The sequence below is a fragment of the Novosphingobium resinovorum genome (assembly GCF_001742225.1).
GTDB classification, from domain to species: domain Bacteria; phylum Pseudomonadota; class Alphaproteobacteria; order Sphingomonadales; family Sphingomonadaceae; genus Novosphingobium; species Novosphingobium resinovorum_A.
Genome location: NZ_CP017075.1, coordinates 3,331,999 through 3,353,851, shown reverse-complemented (window position 1 = coordinate 3,353,851; position 21,853 = coordinate 3,331,999). Strand labels below are relative to the sequence as shown.

Sequence of the window (21,853 nt, the reverse complement as noted above, 5' to 3'; positions counted from 1 at the left end):
ATGGCAACCGAAGCAGCCCCTATCGAGAAGGATTACTTCACCGATCATTCGGTGCTGCTCGATCCCTACGACTACTTCGAGACCATCCGCGCCCACGGCCCCGTCTACCAAATGCAGAGCCGCGACGTGATCGTGGTGACCGGCTTTGCCGAGGCGCTGGAAGTGCTGCTCAACAAGCGCGATTTTTCATCATGGCTGAACCCCGATCCGTTGGTACCGCTGCCTTTCACGGTAGAGGCCGACGACATCTCCGCTCTGCTGGCCGCCACGCCGAGCGGTGAAATGGAACTGATGGTGTCCTACGACGGCGACAAGCACATCGCCGCCCGCTCGCTGCTCAACCCGCTGTTCGTGCCCTCGCGCCTCAAGGCCAACGAGGCGTTCATGCGCGCCTATGCCGACGACATGGTGCGCGAGGCCGTCGCGGCGGGCGGGTGCGAACTGGTGGGCTCCATCGCCACGCCCTTCGTCACCATGGTCATCGCCGACCTGCTGGGCGTCCCCGCGCAGGACCGCGAGGCATTCCGCAAGATCATCGACGATGCCCCCCCGCCCGGCAACATGGATACGCCCGACGCGCAGAGCATCCATCCGCTGATGGTCATGGCCGGCTATTTCGCGCGCTACATCGCCGAACGCCGCGCCCGGCCGCAGGACGACGTCATGACCGAGATGGCCCTGGCAACATACCCGGACGGATCGACGCCCGATGCGATGGAGGTGGTGAAATCGACGATGTTCCTCTTCGCTGCCGGGCAGGACACGAGCGCCAAGCTGATCGGCAATGCCCTGCGCCGCCTGTGCGAGGACCCGCCGATGCAGCAGGCCCTGCGCGATGACCGCACATTGATCGGCCCGTTCCTGGAAGAAGTGCTGCGTCTTGAAGGCTCGACCAAGGCCACTTTCCGCATCGCCGCGCGGGCCACGAAGATCGGCGACATGGACATCCCCGCAGGCAAGCGCGTGGTCGTCTCGCTGTCCGCCGCCAACCGCGACCCGCGCCGCTGGGAAGAACCTGCCGCGTTTCGCCTCGGCCGCCCGAGGATCAAGGAGCACCTCGCCTTCGGCCGCGGGGCGCATACCTGCGCCGGGGCTCCGCTGGCGCGGGCCGAGGTGGCGGTACTGCTCGACCGATTCCTCGAACACACCGCCGCCATCACGCTTGACGAGGCACAGCACGGACCCGCCGGTGCGCGGCGGATGGAATACGAGCCGAGCTACATCATCCGGGGACTCGCCAACCTGCATCTGCGCTTCGAGGCAGCGTAGATGCCCTGCCCCCTGCATCGCGGCGACTTTACCTCGAAACGACGAACAAGGGTCCAATCCGATGCCACCGCAAGCTAGCGCGGCCGTCTCGGCACGGGTGGGCGGTGATAGCTCACGTCGGTACGGTCGCGGCTGGCCTGGCAGGGCTCCTCCGGGGTGTAGGCACTGCCCGGGGGCGGCGCCAGCGCGGCCTTGGGGACGTCGTCTCGCAGAACGCCTCGTCGCCCTGCAGGTCGCAGACGTGATTGAGAATGGCGTGCTGCGTCGTCTCGAACAGCAGCGTGGTGCGGTCCGCCCAGGGGACGAAGTCGCCGGGCGTGCCGACGAAATGGCCGTGATCCTCGATCGCGTCGTCCCAGTAGCAGCCGCGGACAAGCGCATTGTCCAGCCGGTCGAGCCCGCGCGCATAGCGCAGCAGGACCTGATGGATGGCGTGGCGGTCGATCAGTTCCGCAAGGTCCAAGGTGTCAGCTCCCGAACCAGTCGAGCAGCATCGGGGCGAGAAGCGGCCAGCGCTCGAAGCGGCCCCGGCGTCCGGCGATGTCTTCCGGGAAAGTCGAGACGTAGTTCCATTCCTGGTCGCCCCATGGCGGCTTCACGAGACTCGAATCGGGAAGCAGGCGATGGACCCATTCGGACGTCTCGCGGGTGTGGGCCATGTCGCTCCTGCCGGAACGGAAGGTCAGCACGGGCATCGTCAGGGTCGAAAAATCGGCCTCGCTCATGCCCGGCACCGGCGAGGTGTCGGAATAGGCGAAAGCCTTGCCCCAGCGCTGCATCGCGGCGATGTAGGCATCGGCGTCCTGCGCCAGCAGTATGGTGCGCAGCTTCGGGTTTCGGGCAATCTGGTCGGCCCAGCTGGGAAGCTCGACCACCGCCTTCATGCCGCCCTTGCTGGCGGCCGCGATCTGGTCTCCGCAATAGTACCAGGCGAGGCCCGCCAGCCCTACCGGCCCGCCGCTGATCCACCAGATCGCGATCCGGCGCACGTTGGCCGCCATGCGCGCCGCCGCCATCAGGGTGATGCGCGAGCCCGCCGAGCCGCCCGCCAGCGTCACGTCCTCCAGCCCCAGCGCCCCGACCAGCCCGACCAGCGCCTCGGCGTTCATCACCGATTCGCTGGAGGCGGTGAAGGCGATGTCGGACGCGCCGCAGCCGGGCCGGTCCCACAGCAGCACGCGGTAGCCGCCTTGCGCCAGCTTCGCGCCCAGTTCCGGCACGCCCGCCGCGTCGCGCGCGTAGCGGCCGCCCGGCGTCAGTACCAACGGCGGCGCGTCCTCGTCGCCGATCAGCTCGTAATCGAGGGTCAGGCCGTTAACGTCGATCTTCATGCTCTCTCCCGTCGTCGCGGTCTTGCCACCGAAGGATCACGCCATCGCATCCGCGCCCACCGTCGACTGCGGCGCCGTCTCCCAGCGTCCGAGGCCGTAGTCCCCGGCGATCGTGGTACGGTACATCAGCCGCTCCTCCGCGGGATCGTTGCCCGAGACGCAGTGCAGCATCCTGAGGTTGTCCCAGATCACCATGTCGTCCGGCCCCCACTTGTGCTGGTAGGAAAACCGCGTGCCGAGGCGGTTGATCTCCTGGCAGACGTCCTCCAGCAGCGCACCGCCCCCGGACGTCTCGTCACCGACGATGCCCTGCGCCATGTAGGCAGAGACGTGGAGCACCTTCTCGCCCGTGGCGCGGGTCCAGACGGCGGGGTGGATGGCGCGCGGCATCGCGGCGACCTGCTCGGCGAAACCTGCGGGCATCGGCTTGGGCTCGATCATGCGATAGCGGGCGGGACGGCCGAACCGCAGTTCGTCGAACTGGGTTTCCAGGCGATAGGCGATTTCCCGGCCCTCGATCCGCGCCCGCAGGTCCTCGGGGAACGCCGCGTAGAGCGCCACCCCGTCGAGGAAGCCGGTGATGCCGCCCTCCTCCACCCGCTCGACCGAGCGCAGCACGCCCGCGCGGTTGAGTTCGTCGTTATAGCAATGGTCGAAGTGCCAGGGCAGCCAGTGCGAGACCTGCCGTCCGTCCACCTCCACGATGCCCTTGCCGCGCCGGCTGCGGATTTCGATCACGCCGGGCAACCGGTCCGAATCGACGCGCGACACGCCCTTGACCGGGTGCTCCTTGAGCGGGCCGAAACAGCTGGAGATCGCCAGCTGCATCTCGTCGCTCTGCTCCACCGCCTCGAACACGATCATGCCGTGCCGGAAGAACAGCGCGTCGATCTCGTCGCGGACGGCCTTGTCCTGCAGCGCGGCGAGGGTCAGGGCGTCGACGCGGATGCCGAACGGCAGCCCCTCCTGCAGCGGACTGGTAGTGAACGACACGGCCTCTCTCCCGATCTGTTGTCGGGAGGAAGGCTAAATCCTGCGCCCGGTCAGGGCAAAGCGCTCAGACGGTTTTTGCCGCCACGGCCGATGCGCACTTCTCGGTGGTCTGCTTCGAACCGCCGCCAAGGAACGATACGGCAAGGAAACCGGCGATGATCAGTACCACGAAGCCCACCGTCACCTTGCCCAGGTGCTTGTCGATCACCGCCTTGATCGGCGCACCGAACAGGCGGAACAGCACGCCCACGATCATGAAGCTGATCGAGCGCGATATGATCGAGGCGCCCACGAACACCAGCAGGTTCATGCCGATGAATCCCGCCGTGATCGTCAGCAGCTTGAACGGGATCGGCGTCGCGCCCTTCACGATGATGATCTCGGCGCCGTAATCGCGCAAGTAGCACGCTGCCTTGGGGAAGCTCTCCGACAAGTGCAGCGCCCGCAGCAGCGCCTCGCCGAAGGCGGCATAAGCGAAGTGCCCGATCGCATAGCCGAGCAGGCCGCCCACCACCGAGGCGAGCGTGGCGATGGCGGCGAAGCGAATCGCCTTCTTCGGCTCGGCCAGGCACATCAGGCCCAGCAACGGATGCGGCGGCACGGGGAAGAAACTCGCCTCCATGAAGGCGAAGGCGGCCAGCCACCAGCCTGCGTGGCGGTGCGACGCCTTGGCCATGGTCCATTCGTAGAGGCGGCGCAGCATTCAGGATTCCCCCGTTCAGATCGCGCCCTGATTAGTGGCCGCGCTGCACTGCGGCAAGCGTGAAGAAAAAACCAATTTGGTTATTTTAGCTTGACGCAGGCGCATCAAATAGGTACATAACGGGAACACCGAAACGATGCCGAGTCGCCTCCCACGACCGGCCTGCCTCTCCAGTACAGGATCCCGCCATGGTCGAGCCGAAGCAGGCTTCGCCCGGCGCCTTGCCGCGCCGTTCGCGAACCAAGATCAGTGCCGCATTGCAGGAACTGGAAAAGGGCGGGGTCAACCAGCACTGGCGCAAGTATTTCCTCGCCGCGCTGGCCGAAACCTCGAACGTCACCGCTGCGGCCGCCACCGCCGGAGTCCACCCCAGCCGCGCCTACAAGGCCCGCAGGGTGGAGCCGGAATTCGCCCGCAAGTGGCAAACCGCGCTGCTCGAAGGCTACCAGAACCTGGAGCTGGAAGTACTTCACCGCCTGCGCTTCGGCGAGGCCAAGGACGGTACGGTCAAGTTCGACAACCCCAATGCCCTGCGCCTCCTTGGCCTCCACCGCGAGAACGTGGCGCGCGAACGGGCGATGCGCGACAACGAAGACCTCACCGTCGTGCGCGCCGCCATCGATGCCAAGCTGGAACAGTTGCGCCGCCAGGTCGTCGCCCGCCGCGAAGCAGAGATGAAGGACGGCGCAAATGGCTGACCATTCCGCCCCCGACACAGACTGGCTGCGCGACGCGACCGGGGCCGAGATCGAAGGCCATCTCGACGCCCTCGAACCCGAAGAACGCCGCGAATGGAACTGGCACTGGCGCCTCTGGGCACGCCCCGAGCAGCTTGCTCCCATCGGAGACTGGCGCACATGGCTGGTCATGGCCGGGCGTGGTTTCGGCAAGACCCGCTGCGGCGCCGAATGGGCCGCCGCCATCGCCGAGGCCGAACCCACCGCGCGCATCGCCCTCGTCGCCGCCAACCTCGCCGAAGGCCGCGCCGTCATGGTCGAGGGCGAGAGCGGGCTGCTCAATGTCGGCGCGCCGTGGCGGCGACCGGCGTTCGAGCCCTCGCTGCGCCGCCTGACATGGCCCAACGGTGCGCAGGCCATGCTCTACTCCGCCGCCGAACCCGAATCGCTGCGCGGCCCGCAGCACAGCCACGCCTGGTGCGACGAGATCGCCAAATGGGACAACGCCTCCGCCCGCGCGACGAACGCATGGGACAACCTGATGATGGGCCTGCGCCTCGGCACCGACCCGCGCGTGATGGCCACCACCACCCCGCGCGCGGTGCCGTTGGTAACGCGGCTGATGACCGCAGAGCGCGTCGCCGTGACGCAGGGCAGCACCTTCGACAACGCGGCGAATCTGCCGACGCAGTTCCTCGACGCGATGCGCGATACTTATAGCGGCAGCCTCCTCGGCAGGCAGGAACTCGACGGCGAACTCATCGCCGATGTGGAAGGCGCGCTATGGTCGCGCGCCCTTCTGGAAACCTGCCGCGAAGACGCCTCGCCCGAACTGGTGCGTGTGGTCGTGGCCGTCGATCCCCCCGCCTCCGCCGATGGCGACGCCTGCGGCATCGTCGTCGCCGGGCTTGCGGCAGACGGCATCGCCCACGTCCTCGCCGACGCCTCGGTCGAGAAAGCCGGGCCGGAACGCTGGGCACGCACCGTGGCCACCACCGCGCAAGCCTGGAACGCCGACCGCGTCGTCGCCGAAGCCAATCAGGGCGGCGCGATGGTCGCCTCGGTGCTGCGCGCGGCGCAAGTGTCGCTGCCGCTCAAGCTGGTGCACGCCAGCCGGGGCAAGGCCGCGCGGGCGGAACCGGTCGCGGCCTTGTACGAAGCGGGCCGGGTGCGCCACGCCGGGACTTTCGCGGCACTGGAAGACCAGATGTGCGGGCTGCTGGCAGGCGGCGGCTATCAGGGACCGGGGCGCTCTCCTGACCGGGCAGACGCGCTCGTTTGGGCCTTGAGCGAGTTGATGCTCGGGAAAAGCGGGCAGCCGAAAGTGCGAGTTACGTGAGGGAGGCCAGAGCCTCCCCCACTAACGCAGCGATAAAATGATGGGTGAAAATTGAAACTTAGGCTGCGAGCTTACGCATCACGGCCTCAGCTTCGTCCTGCGCAGCCTTAAGGTGGAAATGGCCAAAATTGGACTGAGCAATGCAGTGGTAATCTGCATCGTACACAAACCAATGCCAGTCATTCCACATGTCAGGCAGGAAGAAGATTTTCAGGTCGCGCATACGGCACCTCCAAATTGGATGTGACCTAACGACGCTGAGCTTCGCGCTCCTGACTATCAAATATGTGCCTACGCTTAGCGGTTGCTTTTGCTTTTCTGAGCACTGCGTCCGGCAAAGAAGATCAAATCAGTCCTTAGCTCTGCATCTCTTTTCGCGCACTGATCTGTCTACGGTGGAATCAATTTGGACATTGCGGTCCTCCTTATCGCTGCGTGCCATCATCGTGAACATATGCAGAACTTGCGCAAGTCCAAAGTGATCCAAAACCTGCTCCAACTGGGGATAACTCTATGTCCTTCCTCGAATCGCTCGTCGCCGCTTTCAAGGGCGCAAGTGACCGACCTGTGCTCGCGCGCGGATCGGCATCGCCGTGGTTCTTCAGCCAGAGCGGCGACGGGCGTACCCCCTTCGAATATACGCAGGCCGTCCGCCGTGCCTATCTCGAAAACCCGGTCGCCCAGCGTGCCGTGCGACTTGTCGCCGAGGGTATCGGCGGCGCGCCGCTTAAGCCTACCGATACGGCGCTGGCTGCGCTGGTCAGCGACACCAGCGCCGGGCAGTCGCTGCTGGAGACGCTCGCCTCGCAGCTGCTGCTTCATGGCAATGCCTACGTGCAAGTCATGAAGGACGCGCGCGGCCGTCCGGTCGAACTGTTCGCGCTGCGACCCGAGCGGGTCAGCGTGGTCGCGGGCGAGGACGGCTGGCCTGCCGCCTATGCCTATGAAGTCGCCGGTCGCCGCCTGTCGATCCCGCTGCTGGACGAGGACGCTTCGCCCAACGTGATCCACATCCGCCATTTCCATCCGGGCGACGACCACTACGGCGCCGGGTGCCTGTGCGCGGCGGACGAGGCGGTGGCCACGCACAACGCGGCCTCGGCGTGGAACCGGCAGTTGCTGGAGAACGCAGCGCGGCCTTCCGGGGCTCTGGTCTACGAAGGCCCGGACGGCGCCGCTCTAACGGGTGAGCAGTTCAACCGCCTGAAGGCCGAACTCACCGCCGCCTATGCGGGCATGGCGAACGCCGGGCGGCCGATGCTGCTGGAGGGCGGCCTCAGTTGGCAGGCGATGGCGATGACCCCCGCCGACATGGATTTCGCCACTCTCAAGGCCGCCGCTGCGCGCGACATCGCGCTCGCTTTCGGGGTGCCGCCGATGCTGCTCGGCCTGCCGGGCGACGCGACCTACAACAACTACCGCGAGGCCAACCGCGCCTTGTGGCGGCTCACCCTGCTGCCGCTGGCGTCCAAGATCTTCGCCGCGCTAGGCGAGGGCCTTGCCCCGTGGTTCCCCGATGCGGCGCTCGCGATCGACCTCGACCGCGTGCCCGCGCTGGCCGAGGACCGCGAGCGGCTGTGGTCGCAGGTCAGCGCCGCCGATTTCCTCGACCCGTCCGAGAAGCGCCGCCTTCTGGGTCTTGATGAAGGGAACAAATCATGAACTCAAATGATATGCTGGCCGGTCTGCTCGCACAGGCTGCCTCCGAGGGGAGCGACCTCGTCACCTTGCGCGCGGTGGTCGAGGAAGCGAGCGAACTGGGCGCGCGGCGCATGCTCGCGCGCATCGGCCTGGGCGATGCCTCCGCCCCGCAGGACGTCAGCGAACTGCGCGAACTGCTGCAGGCCTGGCGCGACGCCAAGTCGAGCGCGCGCCGCACGGTGCTCAGCTGGATCATGCGCGGCGCCCTCGCCCTGCTGCTGCTCGGCCTGACCGTGCGGCTGGGTGCGACGGAGCTGCTGCGATGATGCGTTTCGCCGGTTACGCGGCCCTGTTCGGCCAGCCCGACGCCGGGCGCGACACCATCCGCGCGGGCGCTTTCGCCCGCTCGCTGGCCGAACGCCGCGATCCGATCCCGCTCTACTGGCAGCACCGCCCGGACCTCCGCATCGGCTGGGTCGAAACCGCCGCCGAGGATGCGCGCGGCCTGCGCGTGGTCGCGCGCGTAGACAACCCGGACGGCGCGGCGGGCCTCGCCCTCAAGCGCGGCTCGGTCACCGGCTTGTCCTTCGGCTACCGCGCCCGTGCCAGCCGCCGCTCCGATGCGGGCCGCGAACTGCTCGACGTGGAACTGTTCGAGGTGAGCCTCGTCACCCACCCGATGCAGCACGGCGCACGGGTGCACCTCGTTTCCCCGTCGTCCCGGATCTGATCCGGGACCGCTGGCCTAGCCGCGCCCAACCCTCGTCGAGGCGCTTGAAGTGACAGCCACCGCCTAAAGACAGCCACCGGTCCCGGGTCGAGCCCGGGATGACGTCATGGCTCCCCCTTCCCCACCACAGAAAGGTGCCTACCCATGGAATCCATTGCTCCCGTCGAGGCGATCGACGCCTCGTTCGACCTAGTCGCGCGCCAGGATGCCACCGACGCCGCCGTCACGGCCCTTCGCACCGACGTCGACGACGTGAAGGCCCGCCTCGACCGCGTCTCGCGCGCTGCCTCGCGGCCGCTGATCGAGGGCATGGGCGCCGCACCCTCGCTCGAAGTGAAGAGCTTCGTGCAGGGCTACCTGCGCTCGGGCCGCGATACGGAACTCAAGTCGCTCTCCGGCGCGGCCCTGGCCGACGGCGGCTATGCCGTCCCGCGTGAGATCGACGCGCTGATCTCGGCCCGGCTCAAGAACATCAGCCCGATCCGCGCGATCGCGCAGGTCGTGCAGACCAGCACGGCGGGCTACCGCAAGCTCATCACCACCGGCGGCACTGCCTCGGGCTGGGTGAGCGAGACCGCCGCGCGCCCCGAAACCGCGACGCCCAGCTTCGCCGAGATCGCCCCGCCCTCCGGCGAACTCTACGCCAACCCGGCGGCGAGCCAGGCGATGCTCGACGATGCCGCCTTCGACATCCAGTCGTGGCTGGCCGACGAGATCGCGATGGAGTTCGCCCGCGCCGAAGGCGCCGCCTTCGTCAGCGGCACCGGCACCAACCAGCCGCGCGGCTTCCTGACCGGCACCACCAGCGCCTCGGCCGACGGTGCTCGTACGTTCGGCCAGTTGCAGCACATCGTTTCGGGCAATGCGGCGGGCTTCGACACCTCGCCCGAACTGAAGCTGATCGACCTCGTCCACTCGCTCAAGGCGGGGCACCGCCAGGGTGCGAGCTGGGTGATGAACTCCAAGACGCTGGCACAGGTGCGCAAACTGAAGGCGGCGGACGGCTCGTTCCTGTGGCAGCCGGGCCTGATGGAAGGCCAGCCCAACCGCCTGCTCGGCTACCCGGTGGTCGAGGCCGAGGACATGCCCGACATCGCCGCGAACGCGCTGCCGATCGCCTTCGGCAACTTCCGCGCCGGCTACCTCATCGCCGAGCGCACCGCGACCTCGATCCTGCGCGATCCGTTCACCAACAAGCCCTTCGTGCACTTCTACGCGACCAAGCGGATCGGCGGGCAGGTGCTGGATTCCGACGCGATCAAGCTGCTGCGCATCTCAACCTGACGCCCCGCAGGTAGAGCGCCCGCGCCGCCGTTTCCCCTCCCGGCGGCGCGGGTGACATTTGCCCAACCATCGCCCCGACCTCTCTCGCTTTCCTTTCCCCCGTCATTCCCGCGAAGGCGGGAACCCATCTCCTGAGGGTGCCTGTCGAACGGGCATCAGATGGGTCCCCGCCTTCGCGGGGATGACGGGAAAAGGACACGGCGCTCCCTCTCATCGGAGACACCCACCATGCGGGTCATCCTCACCCCGTCCACGCTGCCGCCCCCGGCGCTGGCCGAACTGAAGCAGTGGCTGGGCATCACCACCGCCACCGACGACGCCCCGCTGACCGGGCTGCTCGCCGCCGCGCTGGACACCTGCGAGGCCTTCACCGGCTCCCTGCCGATCGAGGCCGAGTGCGAGGAAGTGCTCTCCACCCGCCCCGAGAGGCACCAGTTCTGGCACACGCTGGCGACGCGCCCGGTCCAGGCCATCGCCTCGGTCGAGACGATCGCGGCGGACGGCACCCGCACCACGCTCGCGCCGGGCAGCTGGGAGGCGGACCTCGACGCCGACGGCACCGGCCGCTTGCGGCTTCCCCTGCCCGGCGCGGAGAGCCGCGTCGCGGTGCGCTTCACCGCCGGTCTCGCGCCCGAGTGGGACGCCCTGCCCGAAGCGCTGCGGCACGGCGTCGTCCGCCTAGCCGCACACCAGCACCGCGAGCGTGACGGCAACGGTGCCGCGCCTCTGCCGCCTGCCTCCGTCGCCGCGCTGTGGCGTCCGTGGCGCCGGATGCGCCTGAAATGACGGGCGCCATGAAGGCCGAGACCGACTTCGACGCCCTCGCGCGGCGGCTGACCGCAAACGCCGCTGCCCTCGCCGTCGCCTGGGCTACCAGCCGCCGTCTCGCTACCCGTCAGAATGATAGCCGCTGGCGCCGCGCGGGCCTTGTCTGGCCGCTGTTCGCGAAAGGATAAGCCATGGAAATCGCCCTTCGCTCTGCCCTGATCGCATGGCTGGCCGCCGACATGGCCCTTGTCGCGAACCTCAACGCCGTGGTCGAGGAAGCCCCCTCGCGCACCGGCCTGCCGTGGCTCGCCATCGCGTCCAGCGCCAGCTCCGACTGGAGCTGCAAGACCGCCCCCGGCCGCGAGGTGCGCGTGGCGCTGGAACTGCACTGCCGGGGCGATGCGCCCGATGCGGCGGCGGACCTCGTCACCGCCATCGAGGCGCGGGTGGACAGCCTGCCGCGCCTGCAGCCGGGCTTCCAGATCGCGACAATCCAGTTCCTGCGCGCCCGCGCCGAACAGCGCGGTGAAAGCCGCCGCGCGATCCTGCTCGAATACAGGTTTCGCCTGCTGGCGCAGTGACGACTGATTTCACGCGCAGGTTGCGACAGGCCCACCCACAACCCCTCCCGCAAGCGGGAGGGGAGACCCGAGGTAAGGCCCTCCCGCTTGCGGGAGGGCCGGGAGGCTTGGCCCGAAGGGCCTAGCCGGACGGGGTAGGCCAACGCGACGCTGCGTGCCCCCTCTCTTTCACCAAAGGAGCCTTACCATGCCCGCCCAGAAAGGCAGCGCCTTCCTCCTCAAGATCTCCAACGGCAGCGTCCCCGCCGCCTACCAGACCGTCGCGGGGCTGCGCACCACTCAGATGTCGGTCACCGGAGACGCCGTCGTCGTCACCTCCAAGGACAGCGGTGGCTGGCGCGAACTGCTTTCCGGCGCGGGCGTGCGCTCGGTCTCGGTGAGCGCGGCGGGGATTTTCCTCGGCAGCGCGGCGGAGGCGCAGGTGCGCGCCAACGCCATGGCCGGCACGCTTGGCGACTACGAACTCAGCTTCGAGGACGGCGAACGGCTGCGCGGCAAATTCCTCGTCCAGCGCCTCGACTACGCGGGCGATTTCAACGGCGAGCGCAACTACACGCTCCAGCTCGAAAGCTCGGGCGAGGTGATCCCGGCATGACGCCCAACCCTCTGCGCGGCGAGGCGGCCATCGCCATCGGCCACGGCGCCTACGTGATGCGGCCCAGCTTCACCGCGCTGGTCGCCGCCGAGGAGGAACTCGGCCCGCTCTTCGCCCTCGTCGAGCGGGCGGGCGCGGGCGAACTTCACCTCGCCGAGATGGCCACGCTGTTCTGGCACTGCCTGCCCGAAGCCGACCGGCCAAGCCGCGAAACGGTGGGCGCGGCGATCGTCGCCCAGGGCCTCGCCGCCTGCGCCGCGCCGCTGCGGGTGCTGCTCGCGCAAGTGCTCAAGGGCAGCGCGTGACATTCGCGGCCGCCGCGCTGGGCCTTTGCGCCACGGCCGCGCGCACGCTGGGGTGGCGGCCCGCCGAGTTCTGGGCCGCCACCCCGGCCGAACTGGCCGCCGCGCTCGGCCTGCTCTCCCCCGGCGCGCCTGCGGGCTTCGACCGGGATACCCTCACCAAGCTGATGGAAAACGATCATGGATGAGATCGACAGCCTCCTCGTCGAGGTTCGTGCCGGCACCGATGGCTTCGCCCGCGACATCGCGCAGATGCGCGGGGCCGTGGACGGCGACCTCGTGTCCGGCTTCACCCGCGCGGGCGACGCTCTGGAAAAGGGCCTGTCCGGCGCGATCCGGAAAGGTGCCCTTGGCTTCGACGACCTCAAGCGCACCGCCGCCTCGACGCTCGACGCCATCGCCGGGCAGGCCGCGCAGACGCTGGCCTCGGCGCTGGTCGGCGGCAGCGGCGCGGGCGGCGGGCTGGACCTCTCCGGCCTGCTGACCGGAGCGCTGGGTCTTCCGGGCCGCGCCACCGGCGGCAATGTCGCGCCCGGACGCGGCTATGTCGTGGGCGAGCGCGGACCGGAGCTGTTCGTGCCGACCTCCGCAGGCCGCGTCGAAACAGGCAGTTCGGCCAGCCGCGACGTGCGCGTGGCGATCAACCTCTCGGCCCCGCGCGGTTCCAGCGCGCCGCAGTCGCTCCAGCGCTCCAGCCGCCAGGTCGCGAGCGCCGTGCGCCGCGCCCTCTCGAACTGAGGAGAGACCTCATGGCATTCTGGCTCGCCAGCAAGCGCGAGGGGCAGGCGAGCGACTGGCTCATGCGCTTCGACCCGCGCTTCTGGACCGTCAACTTCCCCCGCCCGATGGTGGCGACGGTGGTGTCCACCGCCCCCGATGGCTTGCGCGTGGAAGCCTCGTTCCTGCGCAAGGCCGACCTCGGCGGGCTGATCTGGGACAGTGTCGATGCGCTCGACCACCCCCTGCTGGCCTACCGCACCGACCGCGATTACGCGCATACCTCGTTGCGTTTCCGCTGGCGGTCGGGCGGACTGATCCCGCTCGACGCGATCAACGGCCCGACCCTCACCATCGAGGGCCGCGACGAAGCGGGCGCGCCGCATACCTGGTACGTGCGCCTCTGGAACTATGCCGAGGGGACGAGCGAGAACGCAGTCGTCACGCTCGATTTCTCGGCGCTCGACGGCGGCTACGCCCTGCCCGCCGACGCCGACCGCGTCTGGCCCGGCGCGATCGAGCGGATGTTCATCTCCTTCGCCCCGCCCGGCTACGACGGCGCCAGCCCCGACCCACTCCCCGCCGAGACCGAAGGCTGGTTCGAGATGTCCGAAATCGCCACCGACGGCGCCCGCGCCATGCTGGAGATCGGCGACGTGATCCTGCCCGCGAACGGCCTCGCCATGGCGACCGGCTACGACGACCAGGGCGTCCAGACCCCGGCGCGCCTGATCCGTGCCGTGCGCCAGCTCGGCTATCGCGGCTCGGTGGTGCATTATGTCGGCATGAGCCACTATTTCCGGCTCACGGCGAACGGCGGCCAATACCTAGCCGGGCAGTTTAGCGATGCCCTCAATGGTCCAACCCGCAGCTGGCACCGCGCCTTCTTCGCCGAGTGCCTCGCGGCGGGCCTGAGCCCGATGGCCTCACTATCCTACGAACTGCTCGACCAGCACTGCCCGGAAGACTGGAAGCAGCGCGACCTCGACGGCAACCCGGCGCTGACCGGCTGGGAGCCGCCCTCCACCCTGCTCTCGCCCGCGAATTCGCAGGCGATGACGTGGCTGCAGGCAGTCGGTGCCGCCTTCGCCGAACTGCTCGCCGAAGTGGGCGCGCCCGTCCGCTTTCAGGTCGGCGAGCCATGGTGGTGGACCTTCGGCGACGGCCGCATCTGCCTCTACGACGATGCCGCCAAGGCCGCATTCGGCGGGTCGCCCGCCGCTATTCCCGACATGCGCGCACCGCTCTCCCCGGCGCAGACGGCGATGCTCGATCAGGCAGGCGCGGTGCTGGCGCAATCGACCGCCGACCTCGTCGCGGCGGTACGCACGGCGGTCGCGCCCTCGCCGGTAGAGGCGCTGGCGCTCGTCTTCACCCCAACCCTGCTTGCACCCGACATGCCCGAACTGAAGCGCGCCAACCTGCCGACCGGCTGGGCCGCGCCCGCGTTCGACCGGCTGCAGGTGGAAGACTACGACTGGCTCACCGCCGGGGCCGACGCCCACCGCCGCATGGCCCATGCCGAAGTCGACGCCCGCCTCAGCTACCCGCCCCGCGAGCAGGACTATCTCGCAGGCTTCGTCCTCAGACCCGACCAGCACGACCAGTGGCGCCGCATCGACGCCGGGATCGACGAAGCCCTGACCCGCGCGCCCCATGAAGTCGTCGTCTGGGCGCTGCCCCAGGTCGCACGCGACGGATACGTGCGCCTCCCCCCGCCGCCAACCTCAGGAGCAGACCCCATGCAGGCCTTCGACGACGTGCTCTACCCGCTCGCACTCGGCCGCGACGCGACGGTGGTGCCCGAATTCTCCACCAGCGTCTCGGTCACCGCCTCCGGGTTCGAGCGGCGCAATTCGCTGTGGTCCAACGCGCGGCTGCGCTTCGACGTCGGCCCGGGCGTGCGCTCCGAGGCGGAACTGGGCGCACTCATCGCCTTCTTCCGCGCCCGCCGAGGTCCCGCTCGCGGGTTCCGGCTGCGCGATCCCAGCGACTTCAGTTCGAGCGGCATGGTCGCCGCGCCCGGCCCGCTCGACCAGCCGCTCGGCACCGGCGACGGCATCAAGGCCGGGTTCCCGCTCATCAAGCGCTACGGCGAGGGCGAGGACGCGCAAGTCCGCCGCATCACCCGGCCCGATTTCGCAACGGTTCTCGTCTCCATCGACGGGGCGCTGCAGGTCGGCAACTGGACTCTGGCCGAGCACGGCTTCGTCACTTTCGACGAGGCCCCGCCAGTCGGCGCGGACGTCCGCGCGGGCTTCCTGTTCGACGTCCCCGTCCGCTTCGCCGAGGACAGCCTCGAAGTCTCCGGCGCCGCCTTCGCCGCAGGCGAGGCGCCCAGCGTGCCCGTCGTGGAAATCCGGGAGGCGTCATGACCCGCCGCTGGTTCGCCGACGACCTCGAAACCGTCGCCACCTTCTGGCGCATCCTGCGCGGCGACGGGGTGGCGCTGGGGTTCACTTCGCACGACCGCGACCTCTGGTTTGACGGCGTGCTCCACCGGGCCTCGCCCGGCATGGTGCCCAGCGCCATCCGCAAGAGCGCCGACTTCGAGCCCGACAGCGCCGAAGTGCGCGGTTCGCTGACGCACGAGGCGATCGACAGCGCCGACCTCGCCGCCGGACGTTTCGACGGCGCCCAGGTCCGCATCGGCCTCGTCGACTGGGAAACGCTGGAGCGCGAGGTGCTCTACGCCGGGACCATCGGCACGGTCAGCGAAGACGACGGCGCCTTCTCCGCCGAACTCGTCTCGCGCAAGGCCGAGTTGTGGCGCGATCCCACGCCGCGCACCAGCCCCGCCTGCCGCTCCATCTTCTGCGCGCCGGGGTGCAACCTCAATCCGCAAAAGTTCAGCCGCGAAGTGCGCCTGCTCGGCATCGACGCCGCCACCAACGCCGCGCTGTTCGAAGGCGCCCCCGATGCCGCCGATCACGCGGGCGGGCGCTTGCGCTGGATCGACGGGCCTCAGGCCGGAATCCAGATGGACGTGATGGGCGGGGGCGCAAACGGCCTGATCCTCGACGTTCCCCTTGCCGATGCCATGGAGCCCGGCACCCGAGCCCTGCTGCGCGAAGGCTGCGACCACACGCTCGGCACCTGCTCGCAGCGCTTCGGCAATGCCGTCAACTTTCGGGGCGAGCCGTTCCTGCCCGGCAACGATATGCTCACCCGATATCCCGGCCCGGTGCAGTGACGGACGCAGTCACGGGCGCGCGCCTTGCTGCTGCCGCGCTAACGCTGGTGGGTACGCCGTTCCGTCTGCACGGGCGCGAGCCGGGCGTCGGTCTCGACTGCGTCGGCGTCATCGAAGCCGCGTTCGCGCGGTCCGGCCGAGCGGTGCGCCTTGCCAATGGCTACCCGCTGCGCACCCGCATCGTTCCCTCTGTCCGGCTCGACCTCGAAAGGCTGGGGCTGGAGCCGGTAGGGGACACGCTTCTGCCCGGCGACGTGCTGATGCTGCGCCCTTCCACCTGCCAGCTGCACCTAGCCATCGTGATCTGCGGCACCAGCGTGGTCCATGCCCATGCCGGCCTTCGCCGGGTCGTCCATGGTGCATTGCCACCCGATTGGCCTCTCCTGCACCACTGGCGCCTCGCGCCAAATCCAAGGAACTGACATGGCCACGCTCGTCTTCGGAAGTATCGGCACCATGCTGGGCGGCCCCCTCGGAGGGGCGATCGGCTCGCTGGTGGGACGCCAGTTCGACACCGCACTGTTCGGCTCGACCGGCCGCGAGGGCCCCCGCCTCAAGGAACTGGCGCTAACCACCTCGACTTACGGACAAGTCCTGCCCCGTCACTTCGGCCGCATGCGTACGGCAGGCTCCGTCATCTGGGCGACCGACCTTGTCGAACGCAGCGAGGTGCAAGGCACCGGCAAGGGCGGACCATCCGTGACGACTTACGGCTACTCCGCCAACTTCGCGGTCGCCCTCGCCAGTCGGCCGATCCGCGCTCTCGGCCGTATCTGGGCTGACGGCCAGCTGTTACGCGGCGCCGACGGGGAGCTCAAGGCCGCAGGGACCTTGCGCTTCCATAACGGGGCGGGCCGTCAACCGCCGGACCCGCTGATCGCCTCAGCCGAGGGTGCCGAACGCTGCCCCGCCTATCGCGGCCTCGCCTACGTGGTGTTCGAAGACCTCGATCTTTCGGGCTTCTACAACCGCATCCCGTCACTGACCTTCGAGGTCATCGCCGACGACGACTTCTCGTTGCAGGACATCGTCGGCGACGTGATCGACGAGATCGATGCGAACGTCGCTCTCGCCGAAGTCGTCGGCTACACCAGCGAAAGCGCTCCCGCGTCGGACTTGCAGACCTTCGCGCAGATACTTCCGCTCGAAATCGATGCCTCGGGCGAGAATCTCGTCGTCGCGCGCGACCGGCGGCAAACCGCCGCCATCGCCCTTGCCGAGCCTGCCATCACGACTGCAGACGACGATTTCGGCGCGCGGACCGGCTTCACCCGGCACCGTGCCGCGCCCTCCGACAGTCCGCCCGCCATCCTGCGCTATTACGACGTCGAGCGCGACTATCAGGCCAGCCTCCAGCGGGCGACCGGCCGCAGCCTCGCCGGAGAACCGGGCGCCATCGATCTGCCCGCCGCACTCGGAGCCGCTACGGCCCGCACCATGATCGAACGCGCCGCCCGCCGGATCGACTGGACCCGCGACCGCATATCGTGGCGCACCTGCGAACTCGACCCGCGAGTCGCGCCGGGCGCACGGGTCACGCTGCCCGGCATCGCCGGACACTGGCGCATCCAGGCATGGGAGTGGCACGACGGCGGCGTCGAACTTTCGCTGGAGCGCGCCCTTCCACCGGGAGCGACGACGCCGCCCGCACTCGCTTCGGATCCGGGACGTGGCAATCCCGCGCCTGATCTCCCGGCCGGCGAGACCCGCCTCGCCGCGTTCGAACTCCCGTTCGATCCTGCAGCAGGGTCGTCCGACGCGGTGCGCACCGTGGCAGCAGTCTCCGGCACCGAAGCGGGGTGGACCGGCGCGGCACTCTACGCCGACCAAGGTGACGGCGCGCTGCAGCCTCTTGGCCAAAGCGGCCGGACGCGCGCGATCATGGGCACGGCGCTGTCGCGGCTGCCCGGCGCCGATCCGCTGCAGCTCGATCGCGGCACTCAGCTGGAAATCCAACTCGTCGATCCCGCGATGCAACTGGCGAGCATCGACACGCGCCGCCTTGGCGAAGGAGGGAACCTGGCGTTCGTCGGCGAGGAGATCGTGCAGTTCCTGCTGGCGACGTCTCTTGGTCAGGGCCGCTGGCGGCTCGAAGGCCTTCTGCGCGGTCGTGGCGGGACCGAAGCCGCCGTCGCCGCGCACGGGGATGGCGAGGCATTCGTGCTGCCGGGCACCGGGCTTGCCTCCCTGGACGCCGGGCTGCTCGGCTCCTCGCCCTCGCGCAGAGTCCTCGCGCAAGGACGTGGCGACCCGGATCCGGTAACGTCTCCCGTATACCTCGCAGGGATCACGCTGCGCCCGTTGTCGCCGGTCCATGCCCGCCGGGCCATTGCCGCAGACGGCGCCTGGACGTTCACATGGACCCGCCGCGCGCGTGGCGGATGGTCGTGGACGGACGGCATCGATGTACCCCTCGTCGAACAGGCTGAGCGCTACCTCGTGACGCTCGGTCCGCTCGATGCCCCCCTGGCGGCCTGGACGACCGAGGCACCCGAACTTCGCATCGAGCCCGCCGTGCTCGCCCGATACGCCCACAACGCCGACGCGATGTTCCAGGTGCGTCAGCAGGGCACGCACGCGCTCTCGCTGCCCCTGCCGCTAGCCCCTGTTTCCTGACGAACGGCCCTGACCGAAACCCACGGAGATCCGCCATGCCCGAACTGCTGAATTTCACCGATGCCAGCCCTCGCTTCGCCTTGCCGCTACTCCATTCCGGGCAGGCCCATAAGGAAGCCTTCGTCAACGAGGCACTTCTGCTGAGTGATGCATTGATGCACTGCCTGGTGCTCGGCGAAGCGGCGACGCCTCCGGAAAATTCCCTGGAAAACGATGCCTGGATCGTCGCTTCGGGCGCTACCCGCGAATGGTCCGGGCAGGACGGTGCCGTCGCGCTGCGCCGCGGCGGCGGCTGGGCCTTCGTAGCTCCCCGCGACGGGCTGCGCGTCTTCGATGCCTCGCGCGGGGCCGAAATGCTGTTTTTCGGTTTCTGGAGAAAAGGTTCGCTCCCCGTGGAACCACTTGGCGGGACGAGTGTTGATGGGGAGGCTCGGACCGCGATCAACGATCTGATCGCGGCTCTCCAGGCCTTGGGTATTCTGCCCTCGGTTTGACGTGCGCAAGGAAACAGGGGTTGCAGAGGTGTTGCTGATTCTGGATAGTGAGGGCGCAACAACCTCCCAAGCCCCCGCAAACGCGACAAATTTGCAACAGTCGCGCTCAATGTGCGCTTGCACACGTAAAGCCAAGGGGTTAGACACTCTCGCACTCGGTGGCTCCAAATCTCTTTGTAGGGGAAACGTATGAGGAAACTCGTCCTTGGACTGGCGCTGGCTTCGACCGCCTTCGCCACTCCCGCGCTGGCGCGCGACAAGTCGTGGTATCTCGAACTCGACTTCGGTGGCATGATCGTCGAAGACGCTGACACTGTCGTTGACGGTACCAGCACCACGATCGACTTCAAGAAGGGCTTCGACGGCGGCGGCGTGCTCGGTTACGACTTCGGTCCGTTCCGTCTCGAAACCGAAGCCAGCTATCGCCAGGCTGCGATCAAGAACTCCGGCGGCGCTGACGTCAGCAACCTGTCGTTCATGGTCAACGGCCTTCTGGACTTCGGTCCGGACGACGGCCTGCAGGGCTTCGTCGGCGGTGGTGCCGGTGTCGCTCGCGTCCACGCTGACGTGATCGACGATTCGGACACCGGCTTCGCATGGCAGGCAATCGCGGGCATCCGTGCTCCGATCAGCTCGCACTGGGATGTGGGTCTGAAGTATCGCTTCATGAACGTGTCGAACGTCGACCTGGTCGGCCCGGCCGGTGAGAACATCAGCACCCGCTGGCGTTCGCACTCGCTGCTCGGCACCCTGGCGTACAACTTCGGCGAACCGGCTGCTCCGCCGCCGCCCCCGCCGCCCCCGCCGCCGCCCCCGCCGCCGCCTCCTCCGCCCCCGCCGCCGGCTCCGGTCTGCAACAAGGGTCCGTACATCGTGTTCTTCGACTGGGATAAGTCGGACATCACGCCGGAAGCTTCGACCATTCTCGACAGCGCCGTCAGCGCCTACGCGAACTGCGACAGCGTGCCGATCATGCTGGCCGGCTACACCGACCGTTCGGGTACGCCGAAGTACAACATGGGCCTGTCGGAGCGTCGTAACGCTTCGGTCCGTTCGTACCTGACCAGCCACGGCATCCCCGATGGCTCGATCTCGAGCCAGGCGTTCGGTGAAGCCAACCCGCGCGTTCCGACCGCGGACGGCGTGCGCGAGCTGCAGAACCGTCGCGTCGAGATCACTTACGGTCCGGGTTCGGGCATGTAAGCGACCGGCAACGGTACAAGATCGGGGGGTCGGAGCAATCCGGCCCCCTTTTCTTTTGCCCGCGTTACGCGAGCCGCCTTCCAGACACGAAAAAGCCCGGCAAGATCGCTCGTCGGGCTTTCGTTTGTACGGGGCTTGAAGATCAGGCCGCGTAAGGCGTCGGATCGGTGAGCCCGGCTTCCTCGAAGCCACCCTTGCGCAGGCGGCAACTGTCGCACAGACCACAAGCACGCCCGTCCGGCTGGGGGTCGTAGCACGACCAGCTCATGCCGGGATTGAGGCCCAGACGGTCCGTCTCGCGGGCGATGTCGGCCTTGCTCATGAACTGGAGCGGCGCGTGGATGCGCAGCTTCTGCCCCTCATCCCCGGCCTTGGTCGCCAACGTAGCGATGTTCTCGAAAGCCGAGATGAACTCCGGGCGGCAATCCGGGTAGCCCGAGTAGTCCAGCGCGTTGACGCCGATGAAGATGTCGTTGGCGCCGATCGCCTCCGCCCAGGCCAGTGTCAGCGACAGGAACACGAGGTTGCGCGCGGGCACGTAAGTGACCGGAATATCCTCGCCGACGCCGTCCTTGGGCACGGCGATGTCGTCGGTCAGCGCCGAGCCGCCGAAGCGCCGCAGATCGAGCGGCAGCACCACATGACGCTGCGCCCCCACGAAGCTGGCGATCTCGGCCGCCGCGTCCAGTTCGCGCCGGTGCCGCTGGTTGTAGTCGATGGTCAGCGCATTGACCGCGAAGCCGCGTTCACGCGCGATCCCGGCACAGACCATGGAATCGAGGCCGCCGGAAAGCAGCACCACGGCCTGCGGAGCAGCCGAGCCCGGCTGCGGGGTTGTCTCTTCATGCATGACTGCCCCGCTACGCCCCTGACGCCGCGACGACAACGATCAAATGCGCAAGGTCTTCGGCAGACTCAGCTGCGGCAATCGCCCGTGCGGCGCCCTTCGGCGGAAAACGCGAAAGGCAGGCCGTTGACGATGCCCTGGCTGTCGATCTGAACCAGGCCATCGGTCTCACGCCGGATCTGCGTGCGGCCATAGCCCTGTCCGCGACAGGTGTACTGCACGGTGACCTGATCGGCCTTGTCCTCGACCACGACAGTGCTGCACGATGCCCCCGGATGGCGCAGCTGGATCAGCCGACGTCCACTGTCGAGGCAGATGTTGCGCACCGGACCACCGCGCTCGCGCAGTTCCCAGCCACCGTGTGCCAATGCATCGAGCATGCCCAATGACTGCTGCTGCGCGTAAGCCGGCAGTGCTGCCGCTACACAGGCGGCCAGTCCAAACACTGCAAGAGAAGACTTCGAAAACATTCCGTCGCACCCTGAAAACGTCCCGCCGCTCACAACATCGGCAGGGGCGCCCCGGATTTCAAGTCACTCATAGGTGTGGCGAGAGTATGACGCTCGCTTG

General features: G+C 68.4%; 27 protein-coding genes. 20 read left to right on the top strand and 7 right to left on the bottom strand.

Annotation, left to right across the window (positions count from 1 at the left end; translation table 11 throughout):
• Window positions 1-1,269, top strand: coding sequence for a cytochrome P450 (locus BES08_RS15610; RefSeq protein ID WP_069708853.1), 1,269 nt, complete (start codon window positions 1-3; stop codon window positions 1,267-1,269).
• A 112-nt stretch (window positions 1,270-1,381) separates the two neighbouring features.
• On the opposite strand, the gene BES08_RS15605 is transcribed toward BES08_RS15610, so the two are convergent.
• The 4 genes from BES08_RS15605 to BES08_RS15590 all read right to left on the bottom strand — a co-directional run bounded on the left by BES08_RS15605 (window position 1,382) and on the right by BES08_RS15590 (window position 4,296).
• Entirely contained in the window at window positions 1,382-1,732 is a 351-nt protein-coding gene (locus BES08_RS15605) for a nuclear transport factor 2 family protein (protein ID WP_069708852.1), read from the bottom strand.
• Window positions 1,733-1,736: 4 nt separating this feature from the next.
• A complete protein-coding gene (locus tag BES08_RS15600; RefSeq protein WP_069708851.1) occupies window positions 1,737-2,600 on the bottom strand; it encodes an alpha/beta fold hydrolase in 864 nt (287 codons plus the stop codon).
• Window positions 2,601-2,636: 36 nt separating this feature from the next.
• Complete coding sequence (locus tag BES08_RS15595; protein WP_069708850.1) at window positions 2,637-3,593, bottom strand: TauD/TfdA dioxygenase family protein; 957 nt, start codon at window positions 3,591-3,593, stop codon at window positions 2,637-2,639.
• A gap of 64 nt (window positions 3,594-3,657) precedes the next feature.
• Window positions 3,658-4,296, bottom strand: a complete 639-nt coding sequence (locus BES08_RS15590; RefSeq protein ID WP_069708849.1) for a YqaA family protein — start codon at window positions 4,294-4,296, stop codon at window positions 3,658-3,660.
• Window positions 4,297-4,484: 188 nt separating this feature from the next.
• Here BES08_RS15590 and BES08_RS15585 point away from each other — a divergent pair, with 188 nt between their 5' ends.
• Window positions 4,485-4,994 carry a hypothetical protein gene (locus BES08_RS15585; protein WP_036529475.1) on the top strand — a complete coding sequence of 170 codons (510 nt, stop codon included), beginning with the start codon at window positions 4,485-4,487 and terminating at the stop codon, window positions 4,992-4,994.
• Window positions 4,987-6,312 (top strand): DNA-packaging protein, encoded by a 1,326-nt coding sequence (locus tag BES08_RS15580; RefSeq protein WP_069708848.1) that lies wholly within the window; start codon window positions 4,987-4,989, stop codon window positions 6,310-6,312. Before BES08_RS15585 ends, BES08_RS15580 begins: the two co-directional genes overlap by 8 nt.
• Window positions 6,313-6,370: 58 nt before the next feature.
• Here the strand turns inward: BES08_RS15580 and BES08_RS32955 are convergent, their stop codons facing one another.
• Complete coding sequence (locus tag BES08_RS32955; protein ID WP_156799881.1) at window positions 6,371-6,535, bottom strand: hypothetical protein; 165 nt, start codon at window positions 6,533-6,535, stop codon at window positions 6,371-6,373.
• A gap of 290 nt (window positions 6,536-6,825) precedes the next feature.
• On the opposite strand from BES08_RS32955, the gene BES08_RS15575 reads away from it, so the two are divergent.
• The 17 genes from BES08_RS15575 (at window position 6,826) to BES08_RS15500 (ending at window position 20,436) form a co-directional block, all read left to right on the top strand.
• A complete protein-coding gene (locus BES08_RS15575) occupies window positions 6,826-7,974 on the top strand; it encodes a phage portal protein (RefSeq protein ID WP_069708847.1) in 1,149 nt (382 codons plus the stop codon).
• Window positions 7,971-8,279, top strand: coding sequence for a DUF6127 family protein (locus BES08_RS15570; protein WP_008829048.1), 309 nt, complete (start codon window positions 7,971-7,973; stop codon window positions 8,277-8,279). The genes BES08_RS15575 and BES08_RS15570 overlap by 4 nt, the downstream gene beginning before the upstream one ends.
• A complete protein-coding gene (locus BES08_RS15565; RefSeq protein ID WP_069709296.1) occupies window positions 8,279-8,683 on the top strand; it encodes an HK97 family phage prohead protease in 405 nt (134 codons plus the stop codon). The genes BES08_RS15570 and BES08_RS15565 overlap by 1 nt, the downstream gene beginning before the upstream one ends.
• 144 nt (window positions 8,684-8,827) lie before the next feature.
• Window positions 8,828-9,967, top strand: coding sequence for a phage major capsid protein (locus BES08_RS15560; RefSeq protein ID WP_069708846.1), 1,140 nt, complete (start codon window positions 8,828-8,830; stop codon window positions 9,965-9,967).
• Between the two features lie 228 nt (window positions 9,968-10,195).
• The gene (locus BES08_RS15555; RefSeq protein WP_069708845.1) at window positions 10,196-10,753 is read left to right on the top strand and encodes a head-tail connector protein; all 558 of its coding nucleotides are present in this window, start codon (window positions 10,196-10,198) and stop codon (window positions 10,751-10,753) included.
• Window positions 10,750-10,923 (top strand): hypothetical protein, encoded by a 174-nt coding sequence (locus BES08_RS32950; protein WP_156799880.1) that lies wholly within the window; start codon window positions 10,750-10,752, stop codon window positions 10,921-10,923. The genes BES08_RS15555 and BES08_RS32950 overlap by 4 nt, the downstream gene beginning before the upstream one ends.
• Before the next feature lie 3 nt (window positions 10,924-10,926).
• Window positions 10,927-11,316, top strand: a complete 390-nt coding sequence (locus BES08_RS15550; protein ID WP_069708844.1) for a DUF3168 domain-containing protein — start codon at window positions 10,927-10,929, stop codon at window positions 11,314-11,316.
• A 187-nt stretch (window positions 11,317-11,503) separates the two neighbouring features.
• Window positions 11,504-11,911: a phage major tail protein, TP901-1 family gene (locus BES08_RS15545; protein WP_008829053.1), complete on the top strand. Its 408-nt coding sequence runs from the start codon at window positions 11,504-11,506 to the stop codon at window positions 11,909-11,911.
• Window positions 11,908-12,216: a gene transfer agent family protein gene (locus BES08_RS15540; protein WP_069708843.1), complete on the top strand. Its 309-nt coding sequence runs from the start codon at window positions 11,908-11,910 to the stop codon at window positions 12,214-12,216. Before BES08_RS15545 ends, BES08_RS15540 begins: the two co-directional genes overlap by 4 nt.
• Window positions 12,213-12,401: a phage tail assembly chaperone gene (locus BES08_RS15535; protein WP_069708842.1), complete on the top strand. Its 189-nt coding sequence runs from the start codon at window positions 12,213-12,215 to the stop codon at window positions 12,399-12,401. The genes BES08_RS15540 and BES08_RS15535 overlap by 4 nt, the downstream gene beginning before the upstream one ends.
• A complete protein-coding gene (locus BES08_RS15530) occupies window positions 12,394-12,951 on the top strand; it encodes a tail tape measure protein (protein WP_083274701.1) in 558 nt (185 codons plus the stop codon). Before BES08_RS15535 ends, BES08_RS15530 begins: the two co-directional genes overlap by 8 nt.
• 11 nt (window positions 12,952-12,962) lie before the next feature.
• On the top strand, window positions 12,963-15,305 hold the full coding sequence (locus BES08_RS15525) for a DUF2460 domain-containing protein (RefSeq protein WP_069708840.1): 2,343 nt from the start codon (window positions 12,963-12,965) through the stop codon (window positions 15,303-15,305).
• A complete protein-coding gene (locus BES08_RS15520; protein ID WP_069708839.1) occupies window positions 15,302-16,123 on the top strand; it encodes a phage/gene transfer agent baseplate hub protein in 822 nt (273 codons plus the stop codon). Before BES08_RS15525 ends, BES08_RS15520 begins: the two co-directional genes overlap by 4 nt.
• The gene (locus BES08_RS15515; protein WP_069708838.1) at window positions 16,120-16,545 is read left to right on the top strand and encodes a hypothetical protein; all 426 of its coding nucleotides are present in this window, start codon (window positions 16,120-16,122) and stop codon (window positions 16,543-16,545) included. Before BES08_RS15520 ends, BES08_RS15515 begins: the two co-directional genes overlap by 4 nt.
• Before the next feature lies 1 nt (window position 16,546).
• Window positions 16,547-18,739: a phage tail protein gene (locus tag BES08_RS15510; RefSeq protein WP_069708837.1), complete on the top strand. Its 2,193-nt coding sequence runs from the start codon at window positions 16,547-16,549 to the stop codon at window positions 18,737-18,739.
• Window positions 18,740-18,774: 35 nt separating this feature from the next.
• Window positions 18,775-19,233, top strand: coding sequence for a DUF2793 domain-containing protein (locus tag BES08_RS15505; RefSeq protein ID WP_008829061.1), 459 nt, complete (start codon window positions 18,775-18,777; stop codon window positions 19,231-19,233).
• 189 nt (window positions 19,234-19,422) lie between these two features.
• The gene (locus BES08_RS15500) at window positions 19,423-20,436 is read left to right on the top strand and encodes an OmpA family protein (RefSeq protein WP_008829062.1); all 1,014 of its coding nucleotides are present in this window, start codon (window positions 19,423-19,425) and stop codon (window positions 20,434-20,436) included.
• Between the two features lie 142 nt (window positions 20,437-20,578).
• On the opposite strand, the gene queC is transcribed toward BES08_RS15500, so the two are convergent.
• Both queC and BES08_RS15490 read right to left on the bottom strand, forming a co-directional pair.
• Entirely contained in the window at window positions 20,579-21,286 is a 708-nt protein-coding gene (queC, locus tag BES08_RS15495; protein WP_069708836.1) for a 7-cyano-7-deazaguanine synthase QueC, read from the bottom strand.
• A 65-nt stretch (window positions 21,287-21,351) separates the two neighbouring features.
• Window positions 21,352-21,753: a DUF3617 domain-containing protein gene (locus tag BES08_RS15490; RefSeq protein ID WP_069708835.1), complete on the bottom strand. Its 402-nt coding sequence runs from the start codon at window positions 21,751-21,753 to the stop codon at window positions 21,352-21,354.
• Window positions 21,754-21,853 lie beyond the last annotated feature (100 nt).